Source organism: Sporosarcina koreensis (genome assembly GCF_001531445.1).
Classification (GTDB): Bacteria; Bacillota; Bacilli; order Bacillales_A; family Planococcaceae; genus Sporosarcina; species Sporosarcina koreensis_C.
This window is the reverse complement of the sequence record NZ_LQYA01000233.1, coordinates 1-16,916: the sequence shown is the minus strand read 5'-3', so window position 1 is coordinate 16,916 and position 16,916 is coordinate 1. Positions and strand designations below refer to the sequence as shown.

General features: G+C 44.0%; 16 protein-coding genes, 1 pseudogene and 1 other annotated feature. Of the genes and pseudogenes, 6 read left to right on the top strand and 11 right to left on the bottom strand.

The window, feature by feature from the left end:
* Nucleotides 1-155 (top strand): NAD(P)/FAD-dependent oxidoreductase (locus AWV70_RS24895; RefSeq protein ID WP_235588781.1); only part of this gene is annotated, 155 nt, incomplete at its 5' end.
* 316 nt (nt 156-471) lie between these two features.
* On the opposite strand, the gene leuS is transcribed toward AWV70_RS24895, so the two are convergent.
* The 4 genes from leuS to AWV70_RS19910 form a co-directional block, all read right to left on the bottom strand.
* Nucleotides 472-2,886, bottom strand: a complete 2,415-nt coding sequence (leuS, locus tag AWV70_RS19925; RefSeq protein WP_060210264.1) for a leucine--tRNA ligase — start codon at nt 2,884-2,886, stop codon at nt 472-474.
* A gap of 72 nt (nt 2,887-2,958) precedes the next feature.
* Nucleotides 2,959-3,175 (bottom strand) — a binding site (T-box leader).
* A gap of 265 nt (nt 3,176-3,440) precedes the next feature.
* Complete coding sequence (locus AWV70_RS19920) at nt 3,441-4,085, bottom strand: CoA transferase subunit B (protein WP_060210263.1); 645 nt, start codon at nt 4,083-4,085, stop codon at nt 3,441-3,443.
* Nucleotides 4,086-4,094: 9 nt separating this feature from the next.
* Nucleotides 4,095-4,781 (bottom strand): CoA transferase subunit A, encoded by a 687-nt coding sequence (locus AWV70_RS19915; RefSeq protein WP_060210262.1) that lies wholly within the window; start codon nt 4,779-4,781, stop codon nt 4,095-4,097.
* A 109-nt stretch (nt 4,782-4,890) separates the two neighbouring features.
* Nucleotides 4,891-6,072 carry an MDR family MFS transporter gene (locus tag AWV70_RS19910; RefSeq protein ID WP_060210261.1) on the bottom strand — a complete coding sequence of 394 codons (1,182 nt, stop codon included), beginning with the start codon at nt 6,070-6,072 and terminating at the stop codon, nt 4,891-4,893.
* A gap of 159 nt (nt 6,073-6,231) precedes the next feature.
* On the opposite strand from AWV70_RS19910, the gene AWV70_RS19905 reads away from it, so the two are divergent.
* The gene (locus tag AWV70_RS19905) at nt 6,232-7,191 is read left to right on the top strand and encodes a TIGR01212 family radical SAM protein (protein ID WP_060210260.1); all 960 of its coding nucleotides are present in this window, start codon (nt 6,232-6,234) and stop codon (nt 7,189-7,191) included.
* Nucleotides 7,188-7,787, top strand: a complete 600-nt coding sequence (locus tag AWV70_RS19900; protein ID WP_082713734.1) for a class I SAM-dependent methyltransferase — start codon at nt 7,188-7,190, stop codon at nt 7,785-7,787. The genes AWV70_RS19905 and AWV70_RS19900 overlap by 4 nt, the downstream gene beginning before the upstream one ends.
* A gap of 36 nt (nt 7,788-7,823) precedes the next feature.
* On the opposite strand, the gene AWV70_RS19895 is transcribed toward AWV70_RS19900, so the two are convergent.
* The 3 genes from AWV70_RS19895 to AWV70_RS19890 all read right to left on the bottom strand — a co-directional run bounded on the left by AWV70_RS19895 (nt 7,824) and on the right by AWV70_RS19890 (nt 9,411).
* Nucleotides 7,824-8,552: an SDR family NAD(P)-dependent oxidoreductase gene (locus AWV70_RS19895; RefSeq protein WP_060210259.1), complete on the bottom strand. Its 729-nt coding sequence runs from the start codon at nt 8,550-8,552 to the stop codon at nt 7,824-7,826.
* Complete coding sequence (locus tag AWV70_RS23950) at nt 8,549-8,725, bottom strand: hypothetical protein (RefSeq protein WP_160327694.1); 177 nt, start codon at nt 8,723-8,725, stop codon at nt 8,549-8,551. The genes AWV70_RS19895 and AWV70_RS23950 overlap by 4 nt, the downstream gene beginning before the upstream one ends.
* A gap of 104 nt (nt 8,726-8,829) precedes the next feature.
* Entirely contained in the window at nt 8,830-9,411 is a 582-nt protein-coding gene (locus tag AWV70_RS19890; protein WP_060210258.1) for a 3D domain-containing protein, read from the bottom strand.
* A 68-nt stretch (nt 9,412-9,479) separates the two neighbouring features.
* Here AWV70_RS19890 and AWV70_RS19885 point away from each other — a divergent pair, with 68 nt between their 5' ends.
* Entirely contained in the window at nt 9,480-10,052 is a 573-nt protein-coding gene (locus AWV70_RS19885; RefSeq protein ID WP_060210257.1) for a GNAT family N-acetyltransferase, read from the top strand.
* Nucleotides 10,053-10,166: 114 nt separating this feature from the next.
* Nucleotides 10,167-10,829 (top strand): GntR family transcriptional regulator, encoded by a 663-nt coding sequence (locus AWV70_RS19880; RefSeq protein WP_060210256.1) that lies wholly within the window; start codon nt 10,167-10,169, stop codon nt 10,827-10,829.
* 403 nt (nt 10,830-11,232) lie between these two features.
* Here AWV70_RS19880 and AWV70_RS19875 read toward each other — a convergent pair.
* Both AWV70_RS19875 and AWV70_RS19870 read right to left on the bottom strand, forming a co-directional pair.
* Nucleotides 11,233-11,678: pseudogene (locus tag AWV70_RS19875) on the bottom strand (GNAT family N-acetyltransferase).
* 101 nt (nt 11,679-11,779) lie between these two features.
* Entirely contained in the window at nt 11,780-12,292 is a 513-nt protein-coding gene (locus AWV70_RS19870; protein ID WP_060210255.1) for a hypothetical protein, read from the bottom strand.
* Between the two features lie 263 nt (nt 12,293-12,555).
* Between AWV70_RS19870 and AWV70_RS23945 the strand changes: the two genes are divergently transcribed.
* Nucleotides 12,556-12,699, top strand: coding sequence for a hypothetical protein (locus AWV70_RS23945; protein WP_160327693.1), 144 nt, complete (start codon nt 12,556-12,558; stop codon nt 12,697-12,699).
* Between the two features lie 75 nt (nt 12,700-12,774).
* Here AWV70_RS23945 and brnQ read toward each other — a convergent pair whose 3' ends face one another.
* A complete protein-coding gene (gene brnQ, locus AWV70_RS19865) occupies nt 12,775-14,130 on the bottom strand; it encodes a branched-chain amino acid transport system II carrier protein (RefSeq protein ID WP_060210254.1) in 1,356 nt (451 codons plus the stop codon).
* Nucleotides 14,131-14,318: 188 nt separating this feature from the next.
* Nucleotides 14,319-16,916, bottom strand: a 2,598-nt coding sequence (locus AWV70_RS19860) for an SbcC/MukB-like Walker B domain-containing protein (RefSeq protein WP_060210253.1), incomplete at its 5' end; no start/stop codon positions are given.

The window sequence follows — 16,916 nt, the reverse complement described above, 5'->3', positions numbered from 1 at the left end:
CAAAAACGATGGCTTCCCGGAAAAAAGACGGGCTTTTCTTCTGTGGTGAGATTTTGGATATCCATGGTTATACCGGCGGATATAATATTACTTCTGCGCTCGTTACTGGGCGGATTGCAGGGATGAATGCAGGGGCATTTGCGAAGGAAGGTTAATACGTTTAAAACACCAGATTCAAGGATTCTGGTGTTTTTTTAATTTGGAAGAGGATTGCTTTGGACGTGATGCTGCTTGATTTAGACGTGTAGCAGCTTATTTTGGACGCGCAACGGCCTGCTTTGGACGTGTAGCAGCTTACTTTAGACGTGCAGCGGCCCGCTTTGGACGCGGAGTAGCTTACTTTGGACGCGCAGCGGCCCGCTTTGGAAGCGGAGTAGCTTACTTTGGACGCACGAAGGCCCGCTTTGGACGCAATTAAAAAATCCGAAGAAATGGACGCATCCATTTCTTCGGATTTCTATCTTATTTTAATCAAACCGCCACGATATTGACCAATCTACCTGGAATTGCAATGACCTTTTTCAATTCTTTCCCATCGATCCATTGTTTCACATTTTCATCTGCAAGAGCCACTTTTTCAAGCTCTTCCTTCGTAATGTCTTTTGCGACATCGATTTTCGCACGGACTTTTCCGTTGATTTGTACAGCTACTTCGACTGTGTCATCGAATAGTTTCGACTCGTCGTATGTCGGCCATGCAGCATATGCGATCGATTCTTGATGGCCTAACATCTTCCATAGCTCTTCAGCAAGATGCGGAGTGATTGGTGAAATCAATGCGACAAAGCCTTCAACGAATTCTTTTGGAATCGAGTCAACTTTATAGCCTTCATTAATGAATACCATCATTTGAGAAATGGCAGTGTTGTTGCGCATTCCTTCAAAGTCCTCAGTTACTTTCTTCACAGTTTGGTGGTATACCTTTTCAAGTGCACCGCCTGGCTCGCCGCCAATTTTCGAACTTAGTGTGCCGTCTTCATTAACAAAAAGACGCCAAATACGGTCCAAGAAGCGACGTGATCCATCTAGGCCATTTGTTGACCATTCTTTGGATGCGTCAAGAGGTCCCATGAACATTTCGTATAGTCGAAGTGTATCTGCACCATGTGAATGAACGATGTCGTCTGGATTGATGACGTTGCCAAGTGACTTGGACATCTTCACATGCCCTTCCCCGAGAATCATTCCTTGGTTGAACAGTTTCTGGAATGGCTCCTTCGTCGGCACAACGCCGATATCGTAAAGCACTTTATGCCAGAAGCGTGCGTATAGAAGGTGAAGTACCGCGTGCTCCGCACCACCAACGTAAATGTCGACCGGCAACCAGCGTTCCGCAAGCTTTGGATCAATTAGCATTTCGTCATTATCAGGATCGATATAGCGCAAATAGTACCAGCAGCTGCCTGCCCATTGCGGCATTGTATTCGTTTCGCGACGGCCTTTCATGCCAGTGACTGGATCAACGACGTTGACCCACTCTTCAATATTCGCGAGTGGAGACTCACCTGTTCCGCTCGGTTTGATATTATCCGTTTTCGGCAACATCAATGGCAATTCAGATTCATCGACTGGAGTCATCGAGCCGTCTTCCCAATGGATGATCGGAATCGGTTCCCCCCAATAACGTTGTCTGGAGAACAACCAATCGCGAAGGCGGTACGTGATTTTCTTCTCGCCTTTGCCATTTTCAACAAACCACGCAATCGCCTTTTCGATTGCTCCCTCTTTCCCTAGTCCGTTCAAGAAATCGGAGTTGATATGCTCGCCATCACCTATATATGCTTCCTTAGAAATATCTCCACCTGCAACGACTTCAATGATTGGCAAATTGAATTCAACCGCGAACTCATAATCCCTTTCGTCATGCGCAGGAACTGCCATAATAGCACCCGTTCCATACGAAGCAAGTACATAGTCCGCAATCCAGATCGGCATTTTCTCGCCGCTCGCAGGGTTGATCGCGTAAGCGCCCGTGAATACACCCGTCTTTTCTTTCGCAAGGTCAGTACGTTCCAAGTCGCTTTTTGTTTTCACTTTATCCAAATAAGCATCAACGGCTTCCCTTTGCTCGGCTGTCGTAATCTTGTTGACTAGCTTATGCTCGGGAGCAAGTACTGCGTAAGTTGCACCGAAAATAGTATCCGGACGTGTCGTGAATGCTTCAAATGAAAGATCAGTTCCATCAATGTCGAACGTCAATTGAGCACCTTCTGAACGGCCGATCCAGTTGCGTTGCATATCCTTCAAGCTATCCGGCCAATCAACATCTTCAAGATCCTCAAGTAGGCGATCCGCATATTCTGTAATGCGCAACACCCATTGGCGCATCGGACGGCGTTCAACCGGATGACCGCCACGTTCTGATTTACCATCGATTACTTCCTCGTTCGCAAGGACCGTTCCAAGTGCCGGGCACCAGTTGACAGGCACTTCATCGATATATGCCAAGCCCTTTTTATACAATTGGATGAAAATCCATTGCGTCCATTTGTAGTATTTCGGATCTGTTGTATTTACTTCACGATCCCAGTCATAGGAAAAGCCAAGATCATTCATTTGACGCTTGAACGTCGCAATGTTTTTCGCTGTAAATTCAGCAGGGTCATTGCCCGTATCAATCGCATATTGCTCAGCTGGCAATCCGAAAGCGTCCCATCCCATCGGGTGAAGAACATTATAGCCCTGCTTTCGTTTAAATGAACTTAAGATATCCGTTGCGATATAGCCAAGCGGATGGCCGACATGAAGTCCAGCTCCGGATGGGTATGGGAACATATCAAGCGCATAGAATTTCGGCTTTGATTCATCGTTCACCATTTTGTACGTCTTATTGTCCTTCCAATACTGCTGCCACTTCTTCTCAATTTCTACGTGTTTGTAACTCATCACTTTTCATTCCTTCCCATTACATTCAAATCGCTTTTTGCGGAAATAAAAAAACTCCCGTCCCTTAAAAAGATAAGGGACGAGAGGTATATGTACTCCCGCGGTGCCACCCAAATTGACGACAATGCCGTCCAACTTGTTTCCTTAACGCGGAAAACGGCACTGGCTACTTTTCGTTCACCGATGCAGGCTCAAAGGCGAGTTCATCGTAGTCGTACAGGCTTGCACCAAACCGCCTGCTCTCTTCAATCGACCGGACCGATTACTAATTCCTCTTCAATGCCAACGCTATTTGAATTCAGTTTATTGTAGTGTACCCGAAAGTGTTACAAATTACAACTAGATGTCTTATAATTTGATGGAAGTCACTAGGAATCAGATGAGTCCAAGGTCCCTTTTCGGTGAAAACTTTTCGGATTCAATAGATAACTTCACATATTCAATAGATAACTTTTTCGATTCGATAGATAAGTCGCCAGATTCAATAGATAATTCCACTTATTCGATAGATAAAAAAATGCCAAGCCTATTAACGAGGACTCGGCATGTAGTAATCAACCAATATTCACTTTCAAATCCGCTTCGGTTGAATTAATGACGTCTTCGAGGGTGAATCCTTCGAACACTTCCTTTAATTCAAGACCTTCAGGCGTCACGTCGATCAAGGCGCGTTCTGTAATGATTTTATGGACGACACCTTTTCCTGTCAACGGCAAAGAGCATTCCTTCTTGATTTTTGCCGAACCGTCTTTCGCGACATGATCCATGATGACGATGATTTTTTTCGCGCCATGTACGAGATCCATTGCGCCGCCCATTCCTTTAATCATTTTGCCTGGAATCATCCAGTTGGCAAGATCGCCTTTTTCAGACACTTCCATACCGCCAAGGATCGCTACATCGACATGTCCTCCACGGATCATCGCGAATGATTCCGCACTATGGAAAAATGCAGAGCCTGGGATCGTCGTCACCGTTTCTTTTCCCGCATTGATCAAGTCAGGATCGACTTGGTCTTCCGTCGGATACGGACCGATGCCAAGAAGTCCGTTTTCCGATTGAAGGACGACCGTTTTATCATCAGATATATAGTTTGCGACTAAAGTAGGCATGCCAATGCCAAGATTGACGTAGTCGCCATCGTTGATTTCCTTTTCCGCACGTCTTGCAATTCTTTCTCTGAAATTCACCGTGAACATCCCCTTCCCTTATCGAGTCGTTAGTCGCTCGATTCGCTTTTCCTGTTCCGCTTGCAATAGACCTTGCACGTAAATACTCGGCGTATGGATTGCCGCTGGATCGAGTTGCCCCGTCTCCACTATTTCCTCCACTTCCGCAATCGTAATCTTACCTGCAGCAGCCATCATCGGATTGAAGTTTTGGGCAGTCTTGTTATAGATCAAGTTCCCGATTTTATCCGCCTTCGCTGCGCGGACCAAAGCAAAATCAGCGACGAGCGCTTCTTCAAGGACATATTCCTTGCCGTTGAACTCCCGGATCTCTTTTCCCTCAGCCACTGTCGTCCCTACTCCAGCAGGTGTGTAAAATGCAGGGATCCCTGCACCCCCAGCACGGATCTTTTCAGCGAGCGTTCCTTGCGGAGTCAGTTCAACCTCAATCTCGCCTGACAGCACTTGGCGTTCAAATTCCTTGTTTTCTCCGACATACGAGCCGACCATCTTTTTAATCTGTTTTTCTTTCAATAAAAGGCCGAGGCCCCATTCATCCACACCGCAATTATTCGAAATGATCGTCAAATCCTTGACGCCTTTTTCGACGAGTGCCAAAATGAGCTGTTCCGGGATTCCGACAAGTCCGAAGCCCCCGACCATTAACGTCGAGCCGTCCTCGATTTGTGAAATCGCTTCCATAGCTGTTGAATAAATCGGTTTCATCTAACATTCCCCCTTTGAATCCTTCAGAAAAATTACAACTCTCCTCCATTTCATTTAATCAAACTATTTGATGGGGCGCAATCTTCTAAACTGAAAAACCGGAAATCCCCTATTGGATTTCCGGTTTTTCTCCTGATCTCAACGGTCGATCGTATAGTAGAGTTGTGACAATTGTAATGACCATGAGACTCGTCAGAAGCAAAAGCATCATTTTCATCCCGTAGATTTCAACAAGGATACCTCCCGCCAAAGGACCGATCATACGTCCGATCGTCGCGGCGGAGTTGACGATTCCTTGGTAAAACCCGTCGCGCCCTTTCGGTGCAAGCTGGCTCGCCAATGTCGGGATAGCTGGCCATACGATCATTTCACCGAAAGTAAGAATGATCATCGAAACGATGAATAGTTGGAAAGAACCAGCAAAACTGACGACGATAAAGGAAATGATGAAGATGACCGTCCCGATGATCATCTGTGCTTTCAGCTGCTTCTCAAGCCGTTTGATGAGCGGTTTGATAAGCGGCTGTCCGATAACGATCAGCAATCCATTGATTGTCCATATGAAGCTGTACTCCCTCAATGTCACGCCTAGTGATAAGGCATGCGTGGAAATCGTCGTCGACCATTGGGAATAGACGAGCCACGTGATTAAATAGCCGCCGACTAAAATGAGCAAAGCATAGAAAGGCGCTTTATTCTTGATTCGCGCTGTCTCACGAATGACATCCGTATGGCGATCAGGCGCGATTTCCAATTTTTTATACCCGAAGTAGGCAATGAAAAGAAAAATGACATAAAAGACCAAATTGGCAGAGAAAATAGTATCGATATGAACTGAAGCTATCAAACCTGCCAGTGCCGGCCCGATGGCAACTCCGACATTCTGCGCTAAATAGATCGAGTTGAACGCTTTCCTGCCGCCTTCAGGCCATACAGTGCCAACCATTGCATACATACTCGGAAAGATGACGCCGCCACTGAATCCCAATATGGTTAGCAGAATGATATAAGGATACCAACTATGGTCGTAAACCAGGTAGGCAAGCGCCAAAATCGAAATGACAATGCCCGCCATGATTGATTTGAATCCTCCGATTTTGTCGAATAAAAATCCACCGAGCAAATTCCCGACAACACCTGCTCCGGCGTTCGCCATTAAGACAAGCCCTGCGACCGCCAACGATTTGCCAAGGTAGTCATGCATATAAATTGTATTCAAAGGCCAAAGGAACGAGTTCCCTATGACATTAACAAACATCCCTATAATGAGAAGCCAAACTTTTTTAGGCATTCATATCGCCTCCGATCTTTCTCTCCTACTTGTCAAAAGCTATTTCGAGTGTATGCCTTTTTCCGGTTCTGGACAACAAAAACGGAATATGTTCCGCAATTCAGATGACACTGATTGAATCCGACATGATACAATGTACGATTAGAGGAGTTGAAACAGATGGCAGACTTCAGTTACCCGTTTCCGACAGAGGGGAAACGGTATCATACATGGTCAAGACATTTGAAGGACGAATTCGGATTCAAAGTATTTAAGGTCGCACTGGATGCAGGATTTGATTGCCCAAACCGCGATGGCACAGTCGCTTATGGCGGTTGTACTTTTTGCAGTGTGGCAGGCTCTGGAGATTTTGCGGGAGACCGGGCAAAAACGATAGATGTCCAGTTCGCGGAAATCCGCGATAAGATGCACCAGAAATGGAGGGAAGGCAAATATATCGCCTATTTCCAAGCATATACGAATACACATGCCCCGCTTCCCGTTTTGAAGGAGAAGTTCGAAGCGGCACTCGCCCAACCAGGTGTTGTTGGGCTGTCAATCGGCACTCGTCCTGATTGCCTTCCAGATGACGTCGTCGACTATTTGGCCGAGCTGAATGAACGGACGTATTTATGGGTGGAATTAGGCTTGCAGACCGTTCATGAAAAAACGGCCAAGCTCGTAAATAGAGCGCATGATTATGCGACATACGTAGAAGGCGTAGAAAAATTGAGGAAGCACGGCCTCCGGGTTTGCAGCCATATCATTAATGGTCTGCCGCTCGAAGATAGAGAGATGATGATGGAAACGGCAAGAGAAGTGGCAAAACTAGATGTACAAGGCATCAAGATTCATTTATTGCATTTGCTGAAAGGAACGCCGATGGTGAAACAATATGAAAAAGGCATGCTCGAGTTCCTAGAGATGGATGAATATATCAACCTTGTTGTCGATCAGCTTGAAATTCTTCCACCTGACATGATTGTCCATCGAATTACCGGAGACGGACCACTCGAGTTGATGATCGGTCCGATGTGGAGTGCTTCGAAGTGGGATGTGCTGAACGGCATCGATAGAGAATTGAAACGCCGTGACAGCTACCAAGGAAAGTTTTTCGGAAAGGCGGTTGAACGCATATGAGTCAAATTGTATTGCACCGGGTTTTACCATTTTCGAAACGTTTGATCAGTGAAACTGTGTTGCCAGGTGAGTCGGTAGTCGACGCGACTGCGGGAAACGGGAATGACACATTATTCTTAGCGGAACTCGTCGGTGAAGAAGGCCGTGTATACGCTTTTGATATCCAACAAGCAGCACTCGAAGCGACCGCCAACAGATTGGATACACTGAACGACCGCGTCACATTAATTTTGGACAGCCATGCCAATGTGGATCAATATATAACGAAGTCGATTGGAGGTGCAATGTTCAATTTAGGTTATCTTCCATATAGTGAAGATTTGTCCATCATTACAAAACCCGACTCCACAATCGAAGCGATCGATAAGCTGCTCGGCATGTTGAAAAAGGGTGGGATCATTACGATATCCGTCTATGATGGTCATGATGGCGGCAAGGAAGAGCGGGATGCATTGCTCGCATATGTGAAATCTCTCCATCAGGCTGATGTTCACGTTGCCCGCTATGAATTGCTAAACCAACGTAAAAATCCCCCATTTTTGATTGCAATTGAAAAAGTGAGGGATTTTGATGAAGTTGTACGGGTGAAGGAGTAAAAAAACGCTTGGAACCGTTTGGGTCCAAGCGTTTTCTCATTCTATAATCTGCCGGATGTCCGCAATCGGCCCCAGCTTGCCGAAGTCTTTGCGATCCATTATGGCAATCAGCTTGCCTGCTGTCTCTTCCGCACTGCTTAAATGCCCTTGCTGCTTGTAGTCGACGAAACGATCGTGCAACGGAAAATCATCCGCATTGCTTGCCCGGATTGTTTCCTGCATGTCGGTGTCGATAATTCCAGGGGCAATCGAAATGATTTCGACTGGGAATTCCGCTTTCTCCTGCTCCAAAGATATGACCCGCGAAAAATGATCGAGTCCTGCTTTCGTCGTACAATAAACGCCCCAGCCTTCATATGGATTCCGTCCTGCCCCCGAAGATATATTTACAATCCTTTTGCGTCCCTCAAACTTTTCAAGAATAGAGATGAAGGCATTCGATAAAATCATAGGAGCGGTCAGATTAACAGCAAGCGCTTGCGCCATTTTCGTTTCGTCAATCGTGCCGACTAAACCGATCGGCTCTACTGTACCCGCGTTATTGATCAATGTGAACGATGTGGCGGATGAAACGTTCTCTTCCACTACATTCGCAATGATGCCAGCCAAATGATCGGTCCGCGAAAGATCCGCAGTCACCATGTCAGCGACTTCGTTTTCATTCGTCCTGGCGATACCGATTACTTTGTTCGCTCTCCTCTTCAATTGACTCATCAATTCAAAACCGATTCCTTTCGATGCACCGGTAACAATATAAACATTCATCTGTCTTCCCCCTTCTGATAAGTATAAATTTCCCCCATCCACGATTCCTCTTGAAGGTTATCTTCCCCTTTTTTCACCTTTGACGGAATTTCGAAATAAGCAATCCAAATATACAATCCGATAGCAAGAATTGCGATTACCCCGATGATCAATCTTCTTTTCTCCATCTTCACTCCCCATTCCCCTTGTTTTACAATAGTTTATCATGATGGATGTGAGAGCGGATGAATTAAAATAGCCAACCCCCTCAAAACTTGAAGGGATTGGCCTGCTATCGTCATTTCAATATTTTTATCTTCACTTGTTTCCTTCCCCATTTATACGCTTCGCTTTTGCTTGGGAAGAAGACATCGATTTTATTTCCTTTAATCGCGCCGCCAGTATCTCCAGCTATGGCATATCCGTATCCTTCCACGTACACTTTCGTGCCTAATGGTATAATGGACGGATCAACAGCAATCACTTTGACGTCAGGATTTTGCTTCAAGTTGATGCCTGTCGAGGTGATGCCAGAGCAACCGTTGCAATTCGCCGTGTAAGCACTTGCGGAAACCGTGATTTCCTTTACTACATTGTCATCATCGGATCGCGATGGTGTTTTAGCAACATTGGATTGCGATTGTTTTTTGACATCCGTATCGGTCTTCACAATCTTCAAGTTCTGGTTCGGATGAATGACCTCAGACTTCATGCCATTCCATGTTTTCAATTCTTTTACGGTGACATTATGCATTGCAGCGATACTATAAAGTGTGTCACCTTTTTTGACCTTATATGTTGAAGAGGCTGCAAAACTTTCGGTCGAACTACCGATCAATAAAACTACTGTAAAAATAACCGTCACAATATGTTTTCTCAAGTTTTCTACTCCCCACCTTTTTAGTCTATCCATAGATTAGCAGTGAAGTATTACATGGATGTTACAGTTTGCAGCCATTCTCATTACAAAAGAAGAGAGATTATTACACAGAAAGGGAGATCGATTTGGCGAAAATTTTAGTAAGATCGGCAAGAAGAGATGAAGCAAAAACCATTGCTGACTTGCTTTCACGATGTCAGTGGTTCACGTACGGAGAGCTGTTTACAGACGCCTATATTGTGCGGTTAATCGAGAATTATTACAATGTCGAACGCATCGAACAGGAAGTCACAACAATCGACAAAAGCTGGCACGGCTATATTGTCGCTGAAAAGAAAGGAACTCTTCTCGGAGTCATCGGAGGGGGAATGAGAAATGAGACTGATGCAGAAATTTACGTCTTCTATGTCGACCCAGACACAAGAGGAAACGGGATCGGTTCAAGACTGCTCAGTTTTTATACAAAAATACAAAAGCATACATACGGGGCTGATCGGCAATGGGTTTCAGTCGCAAAAGGCAATATGTATGGAATCCCTTTTTATGAAGCAAAAGGCTTCTCATTCAAGCGTGAAGAGATTTCATATGGAGCGGCAGTGGAGGATAAAGACATTTCGCTCGTCTATACCCGTCCGATCTGAATCCGATATATTGTATATCACTACTTTCCTCGTTCATCCATTTCATGTATACTAATAGTACTAGAAATGATGCAGGACAGGATAGTCAAATTGCAAGCAGGATGGTGATCAGCAATGCCGATACCTTCGGAACATCAACGGCCGACACGGATAACAGCGAAAGAAAGTGCATTCACTCAATTACAGCAATGGATTATCGATGGTACATTGCAGCCAGGGGAAAAATTGAACGATATCGAATTGGCGGAAGCGCTCGGCGTAAGCAGAACTCCGATCCGCGAGTCACTTCAGTTGCTGGAGGTCCAAGGGTTCGTGAAAATGTATCCTGGAAAAGCGACACAGGTAACAGAGGTGGACAAAGAGTCGATCAATGACCTTTTGCCTCCTTTAGCCGCCATGCAAGCTTTATCCACGGAACTCGCAGCTCCGAACTTGAATGTAAAGGTTATAAAAGAATTGGAAGAGACAAATGCTCGTTTCGCCAAGGCTGTTCAGGAAGAGGATTATTTTACAGCATTGAAGATCGACGAAGACTTTCATCAAATTATCGTCGACCAAGCGGCAAACCAATATATTCATACGATTGTCGCTTCGTTGCAAACTCATGTACGCCGGCTTTTCTTCCATAACTCAATCATTTTGACAGAAAAGTCAATTGAAGAGCATAAAGATATTATCAAGCTGCTAAAGGAAGGCAATGGAGAAAAAGCAGCGTCGATCATGCGTGAAAACTGGCTCCGTGCCATCGATGAATTTCATTCCAAGAAAACAGACTAAAAAGCCCTTTAAAGTCATGATTCACTTGAAACACTGTTGATTTGCGCTTCGGGCGGACGCTTTCCGCAGGGCGGGCGGTAAGCCAATCGAACAGCGAAGGGTTCGATTGGCCTTAATTTCTGCGCACTTTGCAGAAATTAAGGCATCCTGCTCCCAACGCTTCGCTTTTGGTCGCAAACGCCGTTCTTCGTAACGGCGTTCGCAGGAGTCGCCGCCTTTCGCTCCCACCAACGGAACCTATTCAAAACAATTTAAATAACAATATATTCAGCAAATATCTCCACAATAAATCGGTAGCAGAAATAGAAACAAACGCTTAGAAGTTTGAGCGTTTGTTGATGTAATAATGTATTAATGACAAGCGTATTGTTTTACAATCGCGCCCGATTGTCGAAAATTGTTATTAAGTTAAACTTAATTCATAGTGATAAAACTGTGAATCCCGTTCATATCCATTTTTCTCATACAGTCTTTGGGCAGAAAAATTGTCTGGTGCTGTACTTAGACTTATGCTCTTGGCACCTGTTTTAATGGCATAATCTTTCGCCTTATGTAAAAGCATTTCTCCTATTCCTTGTTTTCTGGCTTCTGGATCGATAAACAAATCATTTAGTATCCAAGCATTTTTCATCGAGATTGATGAAAAATGCTTGGATAAAGTTGTGTGAATCCTATATACTTTTGATTGTTCTTAACAATAAATATTACGGAGTCTTCATTTTCTAAACGCTCTTTTATATAACCTTTTGCACCCTCTAAATTAGATGTTTGTTTATAAAACATACGGTATGCATTAAATAAATTTGATACTCCTTCTAAGTCTTCAATCCCAGCTTGATAAATTTCCATTTAAGTTCTCTCCCTGTCAGATTTTGATTAAATGGCCCTTATGCGGGATAGTAGGTGCAATCCTCTATGCTGCAAACGCTCGATAGCTAAAGAGTTGTTCCTCAAATATTTATTCTCTTATAATTCGGTCCTTCTTTTCTGTCAGTGATAATTAAATTCTCATCCAATCCATTGCAGACAGCAAAATAACCATCATTTAATTGAAATCCTATGCCATCTAAATAACAAAACTCGGTGCTTTTCCCTTCACATCTTTCAATAATTTCAATATCATTTATGCGTTTATTAATCGCAAAATTCAGCCCGTTTATTTTGTTCTTTTCCCATTTAATCGGTAAATCTGTTCCATACCATTCAATATCTTGTAAAACAGAGATCTCATCAAATGTAATAAAGTATTCATCCCACTTAAAGGCACATAACTCTATTTGACACTCTTCAAAACGAATAATAACTGGACAATCCCTAAACCATTCATCGCTAGCCTGTTCCCAAGCAACCCAAATTTCTTGTATATGTTTCCCTTTTAGCCTTTCCAGCTGAGCTTTATGGTCTTTTAATATGCCGGATGGGTTAGTATAAATTTTAGGATTATAATCTTTTATTCCGAGCATTTAGTATCATCCTTTTCAATGTATAAGTACGGTTAATATCATATCCTCCTTGTTTTACTAAATGGCCCGTTTGTTGCATAATAATTATTGAGAATATTTTAACTGAATCTTCACAACCCTTTAGCTTATTTTAGCATAAGTTTCCCTAAATCTTTCGAAAATCTATCTTCCTTCTAAAAACGGTTACATATTCGGCCACTATAGCACATCTGACCTTGCGAAAAAAAAAATATTCGTCAGGTCTATTTGGCTAGGAGTATCTGTTGCTTGGAGTGCAGGCGCCGACTCCTGCGATCGCCGTCACGAAGAACGGCGTTTGCGAACAAAAGCATAGCGTTGAGAGCAGGATTGCCAAAACGGAAATCCACGGCTTCCAAGCTAAAAAAGAGCGATTATGGAAACGATAATTCGTTTCCATAATCGCAATGCAGTGTATCAGAAGCCATTTTCAGCGGTTACTTTTTAAATTGGAGTGCTCATTATTACACAGACGGCTGAAACAACTTGGCTATGATACCCGTAATAAGCATTACGATCACAACCGGAAGAAGCCACCCGAGGCCTTCACTGTAGTACGGCAAAATAGTATCATAGAAAGTCACAGTATTGCTTAGCCAGTTTGGCCAATCCGCTTCAGCAATCTCCAACGTACCATATAGAGTTTTCACTCCATCTATAACACTTATCAATAATGCCACAACCGTTGCACTAACATAGACGATTCTCGAATGATTGAACAACGGCGACGTGAACGTCAGCAACATGAGCACAACAGCAAGCGGATATAAAAACATCAAGACCGGAATCGAATACGTAATGATATTGGACAATCCGAAGTTTGACACGATGAAACAAAATGCCGTGAAAATCATGACAAAAAATTTGTAGCTCACCTTGGGAATGATCGTATGGAAATACTCACCACAAGCAGTGACTAACCCGATACTCGTCGTCAAGCAGGCAAGGATAATGATCACTGCAAGCATGACTGATCCAAAAGTTCCGAAATAATAAGAAGCTGCGCCACTTAACACAGGCCCACCTGTATCCAGAAGACCGAATTTCTCTGTTGTTGTCGCACCTAGATAGGCGATCCCTACATATAAAAGTGCAAGGAATCCCGCTGCGACAAAACCTGTTTTTGCTGTTGCCGACAGGATTTGAACCTTGTCCGTCACACCCATAGAACGGATGACATTAATGACAATAATGCCGAAGACAAGCGACGCCAAAGCATCCATCGTGTTGTATCCTTCCATGAACCCTTTCATGAATGCATCATCCGCATACGCATCCACAGGGGCTTGGGCTGCTCCCATCGGATTGATGAAAGCCATGGCCAGCAGGATGAGCAATAAAACAATGATAGCCGGCGACATGATCTTTCCGACACGATCAACGATCTTTGCCGGGTTAAGCGATAGCCATAATGTCACACCGAAAAAGATAAGTGTGAAGATGAACAAACCGATACGCATGGAATCCTCCGGGATGAATGCGGAGAACCCGATATCAAATGCGACCGCCCCTGTCCGCGGAGCTGCAAAGAACGGACCAATCGTCAAATATAATAAAGAGGTAAATAAAACTGCATAGACGGGATGCACCCGACTCGCCAAGTCCTGTAAGTTTCGGCTTCCTGAAAAGCCCATGGCGAGTATGCCAAGAAGCGGCAATCCTACTCCAGTAATAAGAAAGCCAATGACTGCCGGCCACAAATTCGTTCCAGCATATTGTCCCAATTGAGCGGGAAAGATTAAATTTCCAGCACCAAAGAAAAGGGCGAATAACATAATTCCTATTAAAAGAAAAGAAGAAAAGGATAGTTTATTTTGCATGGTTTTTGAACCCCTTCATGTTGGTAATTGCGCTTTATGATGTATGCAATATATCGCGTTTTTTCATAATAAACCTCTACGTGTATAAATGCAATAGTAAAATATCTTTAAAATATATTGATTTATTAGTTAAATTCAGTGATTATGAGTATTAAAATAGGACAGGAGGTTGAACCCCCCTGCCCTATTCATTTCAGAATAAATCGAGTGACGCTATGCCCTTCCCTGGATTTCTGTACCTCAAGAATTGCCGGAAAGGCCGTTTTTAATTCTTCCACATGCGATATGACGCCGATCATTCTGCCGGACCTTTGCAAATCGACGAGTGTATCAACCGCTTTTTGCAAAGCTTCTTCGTCCAATGTTCCAAACCCTTCATCGATGAACATCGTTTCGATGGACACTGCACCTTGATAACTTTGGATGACGTCCGCCATGCCTAGTGCCAAGCTGAGTGAAGCATTGAATTTCTCCCCTCCGGACAACGTCTTCACATCTCTGTTTTGTCCGGTGTAAGCATCGTATACATCCAGCCCTAAGCCGCTTTGTCTTCCCCGGACTTCCTGGCGATCGCTGCGGATCAATTCATATTGTCCGTTGGAAAGAGATCGCAGCCTTTCATTCGCAGATTGGATGATCCTCTCCAAATAATCAATTTGAATGAAACGTTCAAATGATAGCTTATGATCATTTTGGCCACGGATGACATCGTATAACCCCGTTATTTTACCGACTTGCCTTTCAAGATCCGCCACGCCTTTTGCTGAATTCTCGATATCTGATTTCAATCGGATCAAAGCTTTCTCACACTCGATGGAATGATTCCATGCCGCGAACGCTTTTTCATAAGCCGATTTCAATGATTGAATCGTTTCCATTAGGCCATCCAGATCTGTTTTCTCTTTTCCGACGAGGCCAGCTTCAAGCTCATCAATCGCTTCTTTCATCGTGTGAAGGCGCTGCTTGAACTGCAAAACGTATTCCTTCAGCTGGAGCCTGTCCCCTTCCGACATTTTTGCTTGCCGGTACTCTTCTTCCGTACTGAATTCAGAAGCTTGCAAAGCCTTCTTGAATCTATCCTCCGCTTGATCTCTTTTGGCAACACATTCATCAACGGATTTTTTCAAATGATGCTCGGAATTGATGGAAGTGGCAAGTCGTTCCTTTGCTTCTTCCACATTTTTCCGCACAAGTTGCCATGCCTCGTCCATTTGGCGTTTGCGCAATTCCGTTTCATCGATTTCCGCTTGAAGATGCGCGAGATCCCGAAGCCCTTCAGGTATGGAAGATAGCTCCCTTTCCAGTAATGCAAATTCCTGCGCATATAACGTTTTTTGCGCAAACAATGCCTGTTCGATTTCCGATTTCCGCGCAATCCATTCAGTTGATACCTTATCAGCTCTCTTTTGCCGCTCTTTCAATGAAACAAGTTCATTTCGTACATTTTTTAACTGTTCCACTTTCTCAGCTGTTTGCTGCCCTTTTGCAACCAAAACTTCGAGCCCATCAATGATTTGCAGTTCGATCATTTCTTGTTCTTTCTCTGAAATCTGATTTAGTACGCTTTCACATCTCGCCTCTACAGTTCGGAATGCACTTTCAACCTCCGCCAAATTTGACCTTTTCAACTCAAGCTCATCGCGGGAAACAGCTTTCGCATCATGGCCGGTAATTTTAGCCGGGTGATGGGCACTTCCGCAGACAGGGCATGGTTCCCCATCCTTCAACGTTTGCGCTAAATGTGTGGCTTGATCATTTAACCACGCATTTTGTATAATCTCGAACTCATTTTTCGTTTGAATGAACTTGGTAGATGCCATCTCTTTCTTTTCTATCCAAAGTGCGTGTTCTTTCTTTAGATTTTCAAAGTCACGGACAACCTTGTAATGCAATCTAATCATGTTCAATTCTTCAAACAGCTTGTTGTAAGGAGCAATCATCTGTTCAGATTTCTCGATTTGCTCATTCAGATCGGCAATTTTTTTCTTTTCCGCTTCCGCCTTTTCAGACGCCTCAACAAATTCGCCTTCCATCTTTTCGATCTTCACTTTTACATTCTTTACTTTCGTTTCCTTTGCTGCCAAGTCTTTTACGGCAGGAAGGTGGTCACGCAATCGGATGAGCCGTTCTGCAAGTGCTCCCCTTTCTTGCTCGTTCCCCTCTTCTTCTTTATAAGCATGCTTTTTCTCTTCTACCCATTTCGTCGCCTTTTGTACCGCAGCGACTGCATTTTGGTGTTCACTCCCTTTCGACTTCGCTTCTTCGGCCAACATTCTGAACTGGCTCTCGATTTCATGGATGACCGATGCCCGTTCGGCGTCTGCGATCCGCTTTTCCTTCAACTGAATAGATGGAATCTCTTCCATTAATTTTTTAAGTGCCATTTTGCGTTGGCCTAGCTGTTCAAATTGCTCATTGCATTTTTTAGCCGTATGGTACGTCTCCAACATTGCCGCATGCTGTTGATAGGCAGCTGTATACTTCGATTCATCTTCGGTACGTTTCACGGCATAATGCCCGATTTCCTCGTCAAGCCCATCCATCACTTGCGAAGTATTTACATATTCCTGTGATAAAACCTGGAAGAGAAGCGATTCCCTATGCGGAACCAAATTCGCAATTTGCTGGATAAATCCATCCACTTTCCTTTTTTCATCCATCAATTGCTCGTTCGCTTTGTCTTTTTTCGTCTTCAATCGATTGACGATTTCCCGATAATCTTCCGTTTTGAAGATTTTCCGCATGATCGTTTCTTTATTTTCAGTATCGGAAGTGAGGAATTTCCG